Raw genomic sequence first — 17,121 nt, 5'->3', positions numbered from 1 at the left:
TCCTCTTTTTTATAAAATTCAAAGATTATCACCCTCCACCGCTTCTTTTAGCAGTTGATATGGATTTTAATTTCTCTTGTGCCTCTTTAAGCTTCAAATAATTATCAATAGTAATTGGACCAGGATATAGGTTACTTTGTACTACATGAGGTGGATATTTTTCATAGGTTTTAGCAAATTCTCCAATAATATTCTGAATAGTTGGCAAGAACCAGGTTTTCTCTGTGAAGTTGTTCATGAATAAATCGTAACGCTCTTGCGGATCTGCCCATAAATCAAATATTTGTGGTACAGTTGCTACATAACTCGCCGCCCCTTTCCAGCCTAAATTAGAATCTACCGCTAAACCTCCTGTAGCTTGTCCGTTATCGCCACGTAAATTAAAGACTGCTTTGAATTTTCCAACTCTCACAGCTCCCGGCAATAATTCATCTTCTGTAAAATAAAACCACATTGTTCTCTTAGATTTTCCTGTACCAAATAAAACCGGCGACATATCATAACTATCAAAAATTGTTGGCTTTCCATCTCGATCTACAGTTGGTAATTCTTGTCCAGATAGCGCAGCAAAGGTTGCCATAAAATCAAGTGTTCCTAAAATGTCGCTATTTTTGCTATTGGGTTTAATTTTTCCGGGCCACCATGCCAAAGTTGGAATACGGCTACCGCCTTCGCGATCTGTACCTTTTGTTCCTCTAAACGGAGTATAACCGCAATCAGGATAAACGTCTTGCCATGTGCCATTATCGACGGTGTAGATAATTAAAGTATTCTCTGCAATTCCAAGATTGCGCACCTCATCCATAATATGGCCAATTCTTGCGTCTAGTTCAACAATACAATCGGCGTATTTATTTTTCCCAGCAGATTTCCCAGCATAGTCCGGGTGGGGTAAATTAGGCTGGTGATTTTTAGCAAAAGAAATTTCCATGAAAAAAGGCTTGTCTTTTTTCGCATTTTCTTTAAGCCATTTTATAGATTCTTCTTCTGTATATTGATCTAAAAATGGAATTACTTTTCCATCTATTTTTCTAACTTCTCTGTATGGCTTTCCAGCCTCTCCTTCTAAAGCACCTTTAGTTCCTTTAACCCATGTTGCTCTAATATCATCTGGCATGTCTGCATTCCAATCTGGATCAGTATACGTATATGCATTTAAATGATACAATGTTACATTTTTCATAACATCAAAACCTTGTGCAATTGGCATAGAATAATCTTCCTCGCCGAGATGCCATTTTCCGGCAAAAAAGGTATTGTAATTTTTACGTTTTAATAAAGAAGCCAATGTCCATTCGGCTTTTGGCAAACCTCCGCCATCGCCAGGAAAAGCTACAGTTGTCATCCCGCTTCGATTAGGTATTCTTCCTGTTATTAATGCTGCTCTTCCAGGTGTACAACTTGGCTGTCCGTAAAAGGACCAAAACTGCATTCCTTCATTTGCCATTCGATCGATATTTGGAGTTGCGGCTCCTCTGGCTTCACCACCACCATAAGGACCTAAATCTCCCCAACCGGTATCATCTGATAATAAAATAATAATATTAGGGCTTTTTTGCGCATAACCAAAACTGGCTATAAAGAAGCAAAAAAACAAGCCAAAAGTCTTCAGGAGACTGGCTGATTTGATTGATCTAAAATTTGTTTTCATATGGTATTTTGGAATAAATTATACAATCATTACTTCTAAAATTTTAGGGCAGAAAATCTATTTTTATTTCAAATTCTAATTAATTATTTGTCTGGGAATATTTTTTTCCAATCGTCTTTCATGCTGATTACATGATATTTGTATTTGGCTGCAGTATTTAAGGAAAGATTATCCTTTTCCTGATAATTGTATTCTCTAATAGAATCGTTATGATTGACGATCATTTGAAAAGAAGGAAATTTGCTTCCTGAAGAATATCTAAGCATAGCAAGATCGCCGGCTCCGCCTTCATTTCCGCAGGCAAAAACGGGTCTTTGGCCAATGTGCAATTGTATGCCAACTGGTTTTCCTGCCTTATCATCAAAAAGATCTAAAGCTGGTTCTCTTTTAATACTATTTGTTGCGTCGTCAAAGGCGTATTTAAAAGAAGTTCCTACAACTTGTTCTCTTGGAATTCCGTAAAAATCAGCTGATATTGCTCGTACTAATTCGATCGTTCCACCGGTAACAATGAAAGTTTTGAAACCATTTGCACGCAAATAATTCAAAAGCTCCAATTGAGGCTGGTATCTGATTTGCTTTAGTGGAACATTTTTACCAGGATATTGAGCACCAGCAAAAAACTCTTTTGTAGAAGCTTCAAATTCATCTTCGGTCATTCCCGTGTGAGTTGCGGCAACCAATTCTATAAGGGCTTTATCTCCTCCTTTTTCAAAAAAAGTTTTGTCTTTTTCGACAACGGCCTTAAAAGGTTGTTTTTTTGCTAATTCTGGATTGGCTTCGACCATTTTTTTTACTCTGTAAAAGGCAAACAATTCCTGAACATAAGGTTTTTCAGCCCAAAGCGTTCCATCATTATCAAAAGTGGCAATTCTGTTTTCAACCGGAATAAAATCCGGGCTTCCTTCTTTTGTTACTTTTTCAACATAAGCAATAATGTCTTTTTTTAAAGCTCCGTCATTCCAACTTGGCAACGGATCACCACTGGTTGCAACAACTGCTGTACTATCTTTAGGATTTACTGTTGTAGAAGTTTCATTTTTTTTACATGAAATCAGTAAAAGTAAAAATAGGGGCACTATATATATTTTTCTATACATGATTATATTTTTTAAATAAAAAGAAACAGGATTTTTAAGAATCCCGTTCCTTTAATTATTAATTATTTTTTCTTTGCCGCTTTTTCATCTTGTGTTTGTGTTTCATCTTTAGGCATCATTGTTTTTTCAATAAATGTTTTCGCTTTAATACCATTTAATGTCTGTTTAAGTATAGATGTTGGATTAAAACTTGGTGGGAAAGAACGAGGAGGATATTCTTTAAATGTATCTGCAAAAGCAAAAACTTCCTGCATCATTCCATATGCTGATCCTACATGGTTAATAACCCAATCCCAATAAGTATTAGAAGTTATATCGGCTCTTTCATAAGGATCCTGATACAAATTGAATATTTTTTGCAAACGCAGTTCTACAAAAGGTTCAGCCCATACACCCATAGTACCTTCTTTTCGTTGTTCTGCAAAAACATATTTATAATCCCCCTGACGAATACCAACCAATAATCCGTCATCATCACAATAGAAGAATTTATCACGTAAAGTTGGTCCTGTACCTCTTAATAACGCCGATTGATCAAAGCCATCCAGATGAACTTTATAATTTTTACCATTCGCATTATAACCTGTCAACAATTTTTTGGTTAAATCTGGTTCTCCGGCTATTGATGCTAATGTTGGCATCCAATCGTTATGAGACATTAACTCACTTGATATTTGATTTGGCTTAATTACACCTGGCCATCGAACTAAACAAGGAACACGAAACGCTCCTTCCCAGTTTGTATTTTTCTCAGAACGAAATGGCGTCATTGCCCCATCTGGCCATGTATTCATATGTGGACCATTATCTGTAGAATAAACAACGATGGTATTATCAGCAATACCCAAATCATCAAGTGCTTTTAATAATGTTCCTACTGTAATATCATGTTCAATCATTCCATCAATGTATTCACTGTCTCCATGTGTATATTTACCTCGATGTTCTGCTCTTACATGTGTACGTAAGTGCATACGTGTACCATTCCACCATACAAAAAATGGTTTTCCGGCAGCATGTTGTCTTTTAATAAAATCTATTGCTGCTGCTGAAGTTTCATCATCAACAGTTTCCATTCTTTTTTTAGTAAGTGGTCCTGTATCTTCAATTCTTTGTTTACCCACTTTTCCAAAACGTGGATCAGGAATGCTTCCATCATCAACATTTGTAGCAGTACATTTTAAAACCCCTCTTGGGCCATATTTTTTTAGATAAGCAGGATCTTTAGGATAGTCTGGCAATTCTGGTTCTTCTTCAGCATTTAAATGATAAAGATTTCCATAAAATTCATCAAAACCATTTACGGTAGGCAGACTTTCGTTACGGTCTCCAACATGGTTTTTACCAAATTGTCCGGTAGCATAGCCAAGATTTTTCATAATACCACCGATTGAAGGATCCAATTGGCTCATTCCCATTGGCGCTCCTGGAAATCCTACTTTTGTAAGTCCTGTACGAATACCATGTTGACCTGTTAATAATGCTGCGCGTCCGGCAGTACAGCTTTGTTCTCCATAGTATTGTAAAAATCGCATTCCTTCATTTGCAATTCTATCAATATTAGGTGTTGTATACCCCATTATTCCATCACTGTAAGCACTAATATTGCTTATACCAATGTCATCTCCCCAAATAATAAGGACGTTGGGTTTCTTTGTGTTTTGAGCATTTAGTCCTGTGCTCATAAAGCACAGTAATGCAAATAGTAACAGTGCATTCTTAAATCCACATTTAAATTTGAATTGTTTCATGATGATAAAATTTGTTATTACTCTTTTGTTATTACTCTTTTGTTATTACTCTTTGTATTGTTAGGGCATTGTATATAAATCAAAAAGACTTTCAAATTTTTAAGGAAGAAGATTCGTCCTATTTATAGTTTGATGTTTCAAATTTTAAACATCATTATTTTGGGTGAATTTGCAACAGGAATTTTCTTAACTTTTTATTAAGTATTTCAAAATTAGAGAATAAAAAATGGAAGAATAGCATTTATAAGGTCTGACATTGTTTCATTTTATAACTTGAAACGTTAAAACCATTTAAAATCGCTCCATTAGGTTTCATTTTATAAAATGAAACCTATAAAATTACTCGAATTAGAAAATTGGATTTTTTGAAAATTAAAAGCGTAGAAAAAACACTTTTTTTTCAAATAGTACTTTTTTTAAACTTTTTATAGAAGGATTCTTTTTGCAATAAAAAATCAATACATTATTGAGTTAACTTTTGAACAAAAAAAAGCCATTCGATGCGTCGAATGGCTTTTATAAATGTAATCTTTAAAAAGAAAACTATTCTATTTCAGAAACTCTCATGGTGTTAACCATTCCTTTATCTTTGATTGGCATTGCTGCAAGGTTAATTAAATAATCTCCTTTTACAACATACCCTTTTTGTTTTGCAATTTCGTTAACATCAGTTACAGTATCATCTGTACTTTCGTCTTTATCATAGAAGTATGATTTAACTCCCCATAATAAATTCAATTGTGTTAAGATTCTTTTGTTTGAAGTAAACACCAAAATATGCGAAGATGGTCTCCAAGCCGAAATCTGGAAAGCGGTGTAACCACTATTTGTTAAAGTACAAATTGCTTTTGCTTTGATTTCATTTGCCAATAAAGCTGCCTGATGACAAACCGTTTTAGTAACAAAACGTTTCGTTTTAATTTGTGGTGTATTTTGTGGAACCTGAATAAGCGGAGAATCTTCAACTGCCTCACAAATTTGAGTCATTTTTTGGATAACCTGTACCGGGTAATTTCCTGTAGCAGTCTCTCCAGACAACATTACAGCATCAGCTCCATCCATTACAGAGTTTGCAACGTCGTTTACTTCTGCTCTTGTTGGAGTCAAACTTGTAATCATTGTTTCCATCATTTGCGTAGCAACGATAACCGGGATTCTAGCTGTTTTTGCTCTACGAATCAAATCTTTTTGTACCAATGGTACTTCGTGTGCAGGAAGTTCAACTCCTAAATCTCCACGAGCCACCATAAGACCATCGCAATATGCTATAATTTTATCCATGTTCTCAAGAGCTTCCGGCATTTCAATTTTAGCAACAATTGGAATTTTAACATCAGAATGCTTAGCAATCAATTCTTGTAAATCTTGTAAATCGCGAGGTGTTTTTACAAACGAAAGTGCGATCCAGTCTACTTTTTGTTCAATAGCAAAAATAGCATCTGCAATATCTTTTTCAGTTAAAGCCGGTAATGAAATTTTTGTGTTTGGAAGATTAACCCCTTTTTTAGATTTTAATTCTCCACCCTGAATTACCTTAGCAACAACTTCAGTCTTTTTATCAGTAGAAATAATTTCGAAAATAAGTTTTCCGTCATCAAGCAAAATACGCTCACCCGGATTAACATCATTTGGGAAATTTTGATATTTCATGAATACTTTAGAAGCCGTTCCTATAATATCTTCTGCAGTTGTAAATGTAATTAGATCGCCATCATGAACTACAGTTCCTTCTTCCATTACACCAACTCTCAGTTTTGGTCCCTGCAAATCTCCAAGGATTGCAGTTGTATAACCAAACTCTTCGTTAAGCCCTCTAATAATATTAATTTTATCTTTTACTCCTTCGTAATCAGCATGCGAAAAATTCACTCTAAACACATTAACCCCCGCGTCGATCATATCCTTGATAATCTCTCTCGTACTACATGCAGGCCCTAACGTAGCAACAATTTTGGTTTTCTTGTTTGTTAACATTTTTTTTAAAAAATTAGATTGTTTTTTGATTTTATTTTGTTGGTATCCACAGCATATATTGCTGCAATACTTTCTATTGAATTTAATTGTTGCTGAATTTCTGAAAAATCGACAGCCTCATCGCTATTGTCTATTTTCAGGAAAAAATCTACTTTTTTGAATTCAGGAAGTAAATGAATTGTTGTCGAAACCTCACTTGTTTCATTAGAAAACAAATTCTGGAAATCATTCGTACTCACAGAAATGATTTCATTTTTATTCTGAATCAAATTCCAGGAAATGGCTTTTTCGGAATCATAATAATAAAATCTCGAAAAATTTGCCTCGCCTTCCTTAGTCTGAGCATGGATCTCGTTTTTGCTCTTACTTAAGTTGATCGGAAGGTTTTTATTGATAAAATAGGCTAATCTATAATCTTCCAAAGAAGTATGAATTGCCATTAAATAATAATCAATTTCGTCAAATTCGTCTAAATCCAATCTATGAATAGCCATATCATGAAAAATCAAGGTGTAAATATACTATTTCTAACGGACCATCAATAGTTAAGATGGGGTTGTTTTTGTTAATTTATAAACGAAAACGTTATAGCTTTAAGAAGTAACGGTATTTTTGTCGTTATTTCTTATCTATTTTTTCCTGAAATGCAAAGTAAGCTCTTTGTGATGCTTTTTCTTCTGCTTTCTTTTTTGAAGTTGCTCGCGCTCTTGCGATTACTTTATCGTCTATACTTAATTTGACACCGAACAGGCGTTGTCCGTCAATACCATTATCTTCAAAAATGTCATAATGAAATACCCTCTTCTCTTTCTGACACCATTCAATAACCAAACTTTTATAACTAATTACCTTTCCTTCAAGTCGTGCAATGTCGACATAAGGAGTAACTACTCTTTTTTGAATAAATTTTTCGCAAAATGCATATCCTTTATCCAGATAAATAGCTCCAATAAGTGATTCGAAAATATTACCATGAATATTTTCTCCAAAATGCTGAATAGGCACTTTACTCTCTACAAAGCGCACTAAATTTAAGTCCTTACCCAATTCATTCAAATGCTCACGGCTTACAATTTTGGAACGCATTTTGGTCAGATAACCTTCGTCACCATTAGGTGCTTTGTTAAATAAGTGTGCTGCAATTACAGCACTTAACATGGCATCTCCTAAAAATTCCAGTCGTTCATAATTAATTGGATTTCCAGATTCATCAAGTTTGTTTGAAGATCGATGCGTAAATGCTTTCTTATAAAAATCAACATTTGCAGGCGGAAAACCAAGTATTTTCTGAATAGTGTCAAAAAAAATCCCGTCTTCTAGAGAACGGGATTTAGAAAATATTTTTTTGATAATATTCATATACAGAAATTAGTCAACTAATTTTTTAAACAATACACAAGCATTGTGACCACCAAAACCAAAAGTGTTACTCATGGCAACATTTACTTCTCTTTTTTGAGGTTTGTTTAATGTAAGGTTTAATGCAGGATCAATTTTTTCGTCAACAACGGTATGGTTAATCGTTGGAGGAACAATACTATGTTGCATAGCCAAAATAGAAGCAATTGCTTCGATCGCGCCAGCAGCACCAAGCAAGTGACCTGTCATTGATTTTGTTGAATTGATATTGATGTTTTTTGCATGATCACCAAATACAGCACTGATTGCTTTTAATTCGGCTACATCTCCTAATGGAGTAGAAGTTCCGTGTGTGTTGATATGATCAACATCTTCCGGATTCATTCCAGCATCTCTTAGTGTATTTTTCATTACTGCAATAACTCCAATTCCTTCCGGATGTGGCGCAGTTAAGTGATAAGCATCAGATGACATTCCGCCTCCACCAATTTCGCAATAAATTTTTGCGCCTCTGGCTTTAGCATGTTCGTAATCTTCAAGAACCAAAGCTCCTGCTCCTTCTCCTAATACGAAACCATCTCTGGTTGCATCAAAAGGTCTTGAAGCTGTTTCCGGACTTTCGTTTCTTGTAGACAAAGCATGCATAGAGTTAAAACCTCCCATACCAGCAATGGTAATAGCAGCTTCTGATCCTCCAGATACAATAATATCACACATTCCTAAACGAATGTAGTTGAAAGCATCAATTAATGCATTTGCAGAAGATGCACATGCAGAAACTGTAGTATAATTTGGCCCCATATAGCCATTACGCATCGAAATGTGCGCAGGAGCAATATCGGCAATCATTTTAGGTATAAAAAACGGATTGAATTTAGGAGTTCCGTCACCTTTAGCATAATAAATTACTTCTTCCTGGAAAGTTTCCAAACCACCAATTCCTGCTCCCCAGATAACACCAACTCTTGTTTTATCGATATTATCATTTGTAAGTCCAGCATCTTTGATAGCTTCGTCACTGGCAGCAATAGCATATTGAGCAAATTTATCTAATCTACGAGATTCCTTGCGATCCATGTAGTCTTCAATATTGAAGTTTTTTACTTCGCAGGCAAATTTCGTTTTATGCTTTTCTGTATCATAATATGTTATAGGAGCCGCTCCGCTAACCCCATTCACAAGTGCATTCCAATAATCCTGGATATTATTCCCGATAGGAGTAAGTGCACCTAATCCTGTTACAACAACTCGCCTTAATGCCATAAATATGTATTTTGTACTTTAAACAAATAAAACCCACGCTTTCTTAATTGTATTGTTACTTAAGAGCCATGGGCATTACAATATAAATATATCTTTTTGATTGAAAATCAATCGAAATTTAAATTTTAAAAAAATAATAACACCCGATATCTAAAAATAAATCTAGAGATCGGGTGTGGTATTATTATTTTTTAGCTTCCTCGATATAAGAAATAGCTTGACCAACAGTAGCAATGTTTTCTGCTTGATCGTCTGGAATTTGAATATCAAATTCTTTTTCGAATTCCATAATAAGCTCAACAGTGTCTAATGAGTCAGCTCCTAAATCATTAGTGAAGCTTGCTTCTGTTACAACTTCGTTTTCGTCAACACCTAATTTGTCTACGATAATCGCTTTTACTCTTGATGCAATGTCTGACATAATCTTTAATTTTAGAATTTAATTTGTTGGCAAAAATAAAAAACTTTATTTTAAAACCACGATTTAGTTTATAAATGTAACACTAATTTATAAAATTAATTTCAAGAAAGCCCTTTTAATACTATTTATTTTCGATTTTTATTCCGTTTTTTGCATTCTCAAAATAAACTCGATTATGAAAAAAATTATTGTTTTTGCCTCAGGATCAGGAACTAATGCAGAAAATATTATAAAATATTTTGCAAAAACCAAAATTGCAAGTGTCGTTTCTGTATTTACTAATAATGCTTCGGCAAAAGTCATTGAAAGAGCAAAAAATCATCAAATTCCAGTCGAAATCTTCTCAAAAAACGAACTTTTAGAACGAAACATCCTACAAAAAATACAAGAAATCGATCCGGATCTGATAGTTCTGGCTGGTTTTTTATTGAAATTTCCAGAAAATATAATCGAGAAATATCCTAATAAAATTATCAATATACATCCGGCACTTTTACCTAATTATGGTGGCAAAGGAATGTACGGAATGCACATACACAGGGCTATAGTTAATAATAAGGAGAAAGAAACCGGAATTTCAATTCATTATGTAAATGAAAATTATGACGAAGGCGGTATTATTTTCCAGAAAAATGTGGCCTTAACAGAAGATGACACCCCAGAAACAGTAGCCGAAAAAATTCATGAACTGGAACAAAAGTATTTTCCGGAAATAATTCAGACAGTACTGGAAGATTCAGAAAAAGAAAATTCCAATTAAAAAAATCTCATCCCGAAGCTTCGGGACCAATTTCAGATAGATTAGAAAAAATCTAAAATCTGAATTCTACAATCTAAAATAAATGACTCACGAAGTACACATATATACTGATGGCGCTGCAAAAGGAAATCCCGGAAACGGCGGTTATGGCGTAGTAATGGAATTGGTTGGAACACCTCATAAAAAAGAATTCTATGAAGGGTTTCGTCTGACTACTAATAATAGAATGGAACTTTTGGCTGTAATTGTAGGTTTGGAAAAATTAAAAAATCCAAACATGAAGGTTTTGGTCATTTCGGATTCTAAATATGTAGTCGATTCTGTTGAGAAAAAATGGGTTTTAGGCTGGGAGAAAAAGAAATTTGCAGGAAGAAAAAATGCCGATTTATGGAAACGATTTTTAATTATTTACCGCAAACACCAAGTCGATTTCAAATGGATTAAAGGACACAACAATCACCCGCAAAATGAACGTTGTGATCAATTGGCTGTTATGGCCTCCATGCAACCCAACCTTTCTGTTGATGTTTATTATGAAACCATCGGTTCAAAAATGGAATAAAAAAAACGTATCGGGAAAAATTATTCCTGATACGTTTATTAAAGATACTACTTAAAAACTTTATTCTTTATCTAAATCTTTAGCTCTGTTAAACCCTACAAGCAAACCTACTCCTGACATTGTAATGATTGTTGCCGGGTAAACAACATCTGAATTCATTGCTGTATAAGTAGAAAGAAATAAGGCAATAAAAAAACCAAGTCCAATTCCGATTAAAAGAAAAGCCGTATTCAAAATGATGATTTTCCAGGATGGAACTCCGTTGCTTCTTCCTTTTAAAAAGATACTTGCATCGACTCCTTTTTCTATAAGGGCTAAACGTTCTCTGTTTCGTGTTGAATAAATAAGATAGAAAACCCCGAAGATCATTAAGAAAAGGCTAATTGGTATTAAAATTTGTGCTCCCATAATTTTTTATGTTTTTAATTGATTGATACTTCATAGGACGACATCTTTTAAATTGAGGTTACAACTTTTGGTGAAAAAATTCAAAAAACAAGTTCCAAATTCCAAAACTTGCTGATTATCAGTTAATTTTGAATACCGAAACTAGCAGTAATATTTTTATCATCTCGACGGAGGAGAGATCACACTAGGAGCTCCGCAAAGTAAAACGCCAATCTTTGTTGATTTTCGTGTGTGATCTCTCCTGCGTCGAGATGACAATATTATGGTTAAGCTTTGTCAAGGTTCTCTTCTAACGAATTCCACAATTAGAATTTGCTTTTAAAATTTATTTTAAAATCTTGTAACCTAAATAAACAAATCGTCGTCCTATATAATATGAGTGCAATCAGTGATCAACATTATATCGATAAAATTCTACAGGGCGAGACTAATGCGTTTGCCGTTCTGGTAGATCGTTATAAGGATATGATTTTTACTTTGGCTTTAAAAATGGTTAAAAACAGAGAAGAAGCCGAAGAAGTTGCACAAGACACTTTTATTAAAATTTATAGTTCGTTGAATAAGTTTAAAGGCGATTCTAAATTTTCTACATGGATTTATAAGATTGCCTACAATACATGTTTAGATCGTTTGAAGAAAAATAAAAAAGAAGACCTTAATATATCAATAGATGAATTTTCGGCACATTTAATTAAAACGATGGACAATGCGTTGAGTGCTTTAGAAGATAAAGAACGAAAACAGACCATTCAGAATTGTTTGAATTTGTTGCCGAGTGATGAAAATTTCCTGCTAACTTTATTTTATTTTGAAGATCAGAGCTTAGAAGAAATAGGAAAGATTATGAGTATTAATGCTAACAATGTCAAAGTAAAATTATTTAGAAGCCGACAGAAATTAGCTGTAATTTTGAAAAAGCAATTAGAACCAGAAATAGTAGCGTGTTATGAAAGAGAGCGATAAAAATATAGAAAATCTTATTGAGAAAATGATGGCTGAAGATACTTTGGAGTCGCCATCAATTGACTTTACTTCAAAAATAATGGCTCAGGTTTTAGTTGCCGAAAAAGCAAAAATTAAACCTTACAAGCCTTTAATTTCAATTTCAACATGGATTTTTATTGGAGTTGCCTTAGCTCTTTTAGTTATTTATAATTCGTTTTTTGCCAGAGCAGAAAATAATTTAGAAATAGAAAAATCATATACCGATAAAATTTCGGAAATCGTTTCCGGAATTCATATTTCTAAGACTTTATTGTATTCTCTATTAATAGTTCCTTTTATGGTTTTGGTTCAGGTTGGGATTTTGAAGAATTATTTTGACAAAAAGTATCAACTATAAAATTTAAAAATGAAAAATAAAATAGTAATTTTTAAACACATTCTAAAAGCAAAAAAGACATTCACATATTCTCTCTTAATGTTCTTGTTTTTTGCCACTAGTTATGCATCTGCAATCCCACCAAACTTTACTACTAAGGAAATAAAATTTGTTAGTGAAGGAATTTCACTCGCCGGAACGATTTTTACACCTAACAACATACAGGCAGCCGTTGTAATTGTTCATGGATCTGGACAAGAAAAAAGAATGATAGATTTTGCTACAATCCTGGCCAATAATGGAATTGCCGTTTTAACGTATGATAAACGTGGCGTTGGAGAATCAGCGGGTGTATATGCCGGACCTGAAGTAGGAACGAACAATGTTGATTTCGCAAACTTAAATCTTTTAGCTTTAGATGCGAGCGCTGCTGTAAATACTTTATCCAAAAATTTATCGAATAATCAAATACCAATAGGTTTAATAGGAGGTAGTCAGGCTGGATGGATAATTCCTTTGGCTGCAGAGAAAAATAAGAAAGTCAAATTTATGACAATCTTTAGCGGCGCTCTTATAACGGTCAAAGAACAATTGAGATTCCAATTTTATACAAATGGAAATCAAAATTTTTGGGATACGCACTCAGAAGAAGAGGCAAGAAAACATGTATTTAATGATCCGGACAGGTATGAGTTTATTGACACAAATCCCAAAGATGTTCTTTCTAAATTATCAATTCCGGGAATCTGGATTTTTGGAGGCAAAGACATTCAGGTTCCTGTAAAGCTATCAATCGAATATCTTGATATATTAAAATCTAAAGGGAAACATTATGAATATGAATTGTTCCCAAACCTGGGTCACAACACAGCATTTTCAGACGCTGAAGAACCTATGAAAGATGCTATCAATTGGATTAAAAATATAGAAAAATTAAAGAATCATAAGTAAAAAAACTAGCGGCACTATCGCTAATAGCTCCTTTAACGAATCTGGACAATTGGTTTAAAAGAAGTTCGGTTTGTATTTGGGAGTTTTATACGGAAAAGAAAAGCTTCGTCTTTTAGAAAACTCAAATAAAATCTTGAAGTTTTTTTCCAAAATAAATATTGCAATTTAATTCTGAAAATGGTATTTTGAGCATTCAAAAGAACCTCAGGTAATTTACTCGTTTACAATAGTTTTAAGTCCGAAATCGATATCTTTTTTTTAAGAAAATTTTGAGAACCTAAACCATTGCAATATTGTAACTTATAGAGTATCTTTGCACCCTAATTCGAAATTCATAAAATGAATAAATTATTGATTGTTGGAACGGTTGCTTTCGACGCGATTGAAACTCCTTTCGGAAAAACAGATAAAATATTAGGTGGTGCTGCAACGTACATTGGTTTATCAGCTTCATTTTTTAACTTGCAATCGGCCATCGTTTCTATAGTTGGCGACGATTTTCCTCAAGAACATTTAGATCTTTTAACTTCAAAAAATATTGATATCTCTGGTATCGAAATTGTAAAAGGCGGGAAAACCTTCTTTTGGAGTGGTTTATACCACAACGATTTAAACTCAAGAGACACTCTTGTAACTGAACTAAACGTTTTGGCAGATTTTCAGCCAAAAGTTCCTCAAAATTATAAAGATGCTGATGTCGTGATGTTAGGAAACTTACATCCGTTAGTACAAAGCAGCGTTTTAGATCAAATGGAGAAAAAACCAAAATTAGTAGTTTTAGACACTATGAACTTTTGGATGGACTGCGCTCTTCCTGAATTATTGGACGTAATTAAACGTGTAGACGTTATTACAATCAACGATGAAGAAGCAAGACAACTTTCAGGAGAATATTCATTAGTAAAAGCGGCGGCTAAAATCCAGGAATTGGGACCAAAATATGTGGTGATCAAAAAAGGAGAACACGGCGCACTTTTATTCCATAATAGAGAAGTGTTTTTTGCACCGGCATTGCCATTAGAAGATGTTTTTGATCCAACAGGAGCAGGAGACACTTTCGCAGGAGGTTTTTCTGGATTCATTACACAAAGCGAAAACATTTCGTTTGGCAATATGAAAAATGCGATTATTTACGGTTCTAATTTAGCTTCATTTTGTGTGGAGAAATTTGGAACTGAAAGGATGGAAACATTAAGTAAAGCAGAAGTAGCGATTCGATTACAACAGTTTAAGTCGTTAACTCAGTTTGACATAGAAATATAATGCCCGAAAGCCTCGATAACTCGGGGCTTTTTTTATTACGTTAATACACACAACTTACAACAACACAAAATACAAAAAACAATGAGCGACGCTTTAAAACACGAATGTGGTATAGCCTTAGTTAGACTTCTTAAACCGCTTGAATATTACAAAGAGAAATACGGGACTGCTTTTTACGGAATACAAAAAATGTATCTGATGATGGAGAAGCAGCACAACCGTGGTCAGGATGGTGCCGGATTTGCAAGCATCAAATTAGATGTCGAGCCTGGACAACGTTATATCAGCAGAGTTCGTTCGAATCATTCACAACCAATACAAGACGTTTTCAAACAGATCAATGATCGTATTAATGAAGAACTGACTGCACGTCCGGAAATTGCTGATGATGTAGCTAAACTTAAATCAGAAATTCCATATATCGGAGAATTATTTTTAGGACACGTTCGTTACGGAACTTTCGGAAAAAACAGCATCGAAAGTGTACACCCATTTTTACGTCAAAGTAACTGGATGCACCGTAATTTGATTTTGGCCGGAAACTTCAATATGACAAATGTTAAAGAGCTTTTCGAAAATTTAGTAGAGCTTGGACAACATCCAAAAGAAATGGCCGATACTGTAACGGTTATGGAAAAAATTGGTCACTTCTTAGACAAGGAAGTAATGCAACTTTATCAGGATTGCAAAGCTGAAGGTTATTCTAAAAGAGAAGCTTCGCCTGTAATCGCAGACCGATTGGATATTGCAAAAATACTAGCACGTTCCGCAAAAAATTTAGATGGAGGTTATGCAATGGCCGGATTATTAGGTCATGGTGATGCTTTCGTATTTAGAGATCCTGCCGGAATTCGTCCAGCTTATTACTATCAGGATGATGAAGTTGTGGTTGTAGCTTCTGAAAGACCTGTTATTCAAACTGTATTTAATGTACCTTTTGAAAGTGTTCAGGAAATTGATCCGGGAAATGCTTTGATTATCAAAAAAAGCGGAAAAGTTTCGATGCAGCAAATTTTAGAACCAACTGTTAAGAAAGCTTGTTCTTTTGAAAGAATTTATTTCTCGAGAGGAAGTGATGCTGAAATCTATCAGGAACGTAAAAATTTAGGGAAATTAATTTTGCCTGCCGTACTTGAATCAATTGATAGTGATACAGATAACACCGTTTTCTCTTATATTCCGAATACTGCTGAAACATCCTTTTATGGTTTAGTTGAAGCCGCTCAGGATTTCTTAAATCAGAGAAAAAACAATTACATCTTAGAAAACAGAAATACACTTACAGCCGAAACACTTCAAGAGTTGTTGGCAGTAAAAATCCGTACAGAAAAAGTGGCTATTAAAGATGCCAAACTTAGAACCTTTATTACAGAAGACAGCAGCCGCGATGATTTAGTGGCTCACGTTTATGATGTAACGTACGGAGTAATTAAACCGACTGATAATTTGGTTATTATCGATGACAGCATTGTTCGTGGTACAACTCTTAAAATGAGTATCATTAAAATGATGGACCGTTTGAAACCAAAGCGTATCGTAATTGTTTCTTCGGCACCACAAATTCGTTACCCGGATTGTTACGGAATTGATATGGCAAAATTGGAAGGTCTTGTTGCTTTTAGAGCAGCTTTGGCTTTATTGAAAGAAAGAAACTTATATCATATAGTTGATGAAGTTTATGCCAAATGTAAAGCTCAGGAAAACTATATTGATACCGATGTGGTAAATTATGTAACTGCAATTTATGATCAATTTACGCCAGAAGAAATTTCAGATAAAATTGCCGAAATGTTAAGTTCACCTGAAATTAACGCTGAAGTAAAAATAATTTTCCAAAAAGTAGAAGATTTACATATTGCGTGTCCTAAAAACCTGGGAGACTGGTACTTTACAGGAGACTATCCTACCCCTGGAGGAAATCGTGTAGTGAACCGTGCATTTATGAATTTTTACGAAGGAAAAGACGCAAGAGCATACTAAAAAGTATTAACAAAAGGTTAAAATGTGCATTTCATCGGTTTTTTTTGCCGTTCATCCTATATGTTTGGCAAAACCGAAATGCTAAATTACTTTTGGGATACCATAACATTAGTAGGTTAAGTTTATGGTAGATTTGGGGCAAAAAGGGTGGAAGCAATTCCACCTTTTTTATTGGAATAAACTGAAATATAGCGATTTAAAAATTTAACACACTTAATCGGATATATTTACCTTTCGTCTAAAAAGTTTTTAATATATATACAACTACCATACATTTACTGAACCATAACATTAGTAGGTTAAGTTTATGGTAGATTTGGGGCAAAAAAGGCGGAAGAGATTCCGCCTTTTTTATTT

Annotated in this window: 16 protein-coding genes; 7 read left to right on the top strand and 9 right to left on the bottom strand. The window is 34.2% G+C overall.

The features are described 5' to 3' along the window. Positions 1 to 28: 28 nt before the first annotated feature. The 8 genes from AC1RRN_RS16120 to AC1RRN_RS16085 form a co-directional block, all read right to left on the bottom strand. On the bottom strand, positions 29 to 1,651 hold the full coding sequence (locus tag AC1RRN_RS16120; protein ID WP_492968280.1) for an arylsulfatase: 1,623 nt from the start codon (positions 1,649 to 1,651) through the stop codon (positions 29 to 31). Between the two features lie 83 nt (positions 1,652 to 1,734). Then, the gene (locus tag AC1RRN_RS16115) at positions 1,735 to 2,751 is read right to left on the bottom strand and encodes an HAD family hydrolase (protein ID WP_492968279.1); all 1,017 of its coding nucleotides are present in this window, start codon (positions 2,749 to 2,751) and stop codon (positions 1,735 to 1,737) included. A gap of 62 nt (positions 2,752 to 2,813) precedes the next feature. Further along, on the bottom strand, positions 2,814 to 4,502 hold the full coding sequence (locus tag AC1RRN_RS16110) for an arylsulfatase (RefSeq protein ID WP_492968278.1): 1,689 nt from the start codon (positions 4,500 to 4,502) through the stop codon (positions 2,814 to 2,816). A 543-nt stretch (positions 4,503 to 5,045) separates the two neighbouring features. Further along, entirely contained in the window at positions 5,046 to 6,476 is a 1,431-nt protein-coding gene (gene pyk, locus AC1RRN_RS16105; RefSeq protein ID WP_492968277.1) for a pyruvate kinase, read from the bottom strand. 5 nt (positions 6,477 to 6,481) lie between these two features. Then, positions 6,482 to 6,970 carry an IPExxxVDY family protein gene (locus tag AC1RRN_RS16100; protein ID WP_026982519.1) on the bottom strand — a complete coding sequence of 163 codons (489 nt, stop codon included), beginning with the start codon at positions 6,968 to 6,970 and terminating at the stop codon, positions 6,482 to 6,484. A gap of 124 nt (positions 6,971 to 7,094) precedes the next feature. Continuing rightward, complete coding sequence (gene rnc, locus AC1RRN_RS16095; protein WP_192186427.1) at positions 7,095 to 7,835, bottom strand: ribonuclease III; 741 nt, start codon at positions 7,833 to 7,835, stop codon at positions 7,095 to 7,097. 9 nt (positions 7,836 to 7,844) lie between these two features. Beyond that, on the bottom strand, positions 7,845 to 9,098 hold the full coding sequence (fabF, locus tag AC1RRN_RS16090) for a beta-ketoacyl-ACP synthase II (protein WP_492968276.1): 1,254 nt from the start codon (positions 9,096 to 9,098) through the stop codon (positions 7,845 to 7,847). A gap of 184 nt (positions 9,099 to 9,282) precedes the next feature. Continuing rightward, positions 9,283 to 9,519, bottom strand: coding sequence for an acyl carrier protein (locus AC1RRN_RS16085; RefSeq protein ID WP_007137004.1), 237 nt, complete (start codon positions 9,517 to 9,519; stop codon positions 9,283 to 9,285). Positions 9,520 to 9,694: 175 nt separating this feature from the next. On the opposite strand from AC1RRN_RS16085, the gene purN reads away from it, so the two are divergent. Together purN and rnhA are read left to right on the top strand one after the other, a co-directional pair. Next, complete coding sequence (gene purN / locus AC1RRN_RS16080) at positions 9,695 to 10,279, top strand: phosphoribosylglycinamide formyltransferase (RefSeq protein ID WP_492968275.1); 585 nt, start codon at positions 9,695 to 9,697, stop codon at positions 10,277 to 10,279. Between the two features lie 82 nt (positions 10,280 to 10,361). After that, positions 10,362 to 10,841, top strand: coding sequence for a ribonuclease HI (gene rnhA, locus AC1RRN_RS16075; RefSeq protein ID WP_492968274.1), 480 nt, complete (start codon positions 10,362 to 10,364; stop codon positions 10,839 to 10,841). A 60-nt stretch (positions 10,842 to 10,901) separates the two neighbouring features. Here rnhA and AC1RRN_RS16070 read toward each other — a convergent pair whose 3' ends face one another. Further along, complete coding sequence (locus tag AC1RRN_RS16070; protein ID WP_492968273.1) at positions 10,902 to 11,249, bottom strand: DUF6249 domain-containing protein; 348 nt, start codon at positions 11,247 to 11,249, stop codon at positions 10,902 to 10,904. A gap of 375 nt (positions 11,250 to 11,624) precedes the next feature. On the opposite strand from AC1RRN_RS16070, the gene AC1RRN_RS16065 reads away from it, so the two are divergent. The 5 genes from AC1RRN_RS16065 to AC1RRN_RS16045 all read left to right on the top strand — a co-directional run bounded on the left by AC1RRN_RS16065 (position 11,625) and on the right by AC1RRN_RS16045 (position 16,764). Continuing rightward, positions 11,625 to 12,212 (top strand): RNA polymerase sigma factor, encoded by a 588-nt coding sequence (locus AC1RRN_RS16065; protein WP_492968271.1) that lies wholly within the window; start codon positions 11,625 to 11,627, stop codon positions 12,210 to 12,212. Further along, a complete protein-coding gene (locus AC1RRN_RS16060; RefSeq protein WP_492968270.1) occupies positions 12,196 to 12,591 on the top strand; it encodes a hypothetical protein in 396 nt (131 codons plus the stop codon). Before AC1RRN_RS16065 ends, AC1RRN_RS16060 begins: the two co-directional genes overlap by 17 nt. Before the next feature lie 9 nt (positions 12,592 to 12,600). Further along, positions 12,601 to 13,521 carry an alpha/beta hydrolase family protein gene (locus AC1RRN_RS16055; protein ID WP_492968269.1) on the top strand — a complete coding sequence of 307 codons (921 nt, stop codon included), beginning with the start codon at positions 12,601 to 12,603 and terminating at the stop codon, positions 13,519 to 13,521. A gap of 339 nt (positions 13,522 to 13,860) precedes the next feature. Then, entirely contained in the window at positions 13,861 to 14,784 is a 924-nt protein-coding gene (locus AC1RRN_RS16050; protein WP_492968268.1) for a PfkB family carbohydrate kinase, read from the top strand. An 81-nt stretch (positions 14,785 to 14,865) separates the two neighbouring features. Continuing rightward, on the top strand, positions 14,866 to 16,764 hold the full coding sequence (locus tag AC1RRN_RS16045) for an amidophosphoribosyltransferase (RefSeq protein ID WP_492968267.1): 1,899 nt from the start codon (positions 14,866 to 14,868) through the stop codon (positions 16,762 to 16,764). Positions 16,765 to 17,121 lie beyond the last annotated feature (357 nt).

The organism is Flavobacterium sp. GW821-FHT11G01, from assembly GCF_058808175.1.
Note: the sequence above shows the minus strand (reverse complement) of the source record. Positions and strands in the feature narration are given on the sequence as shown.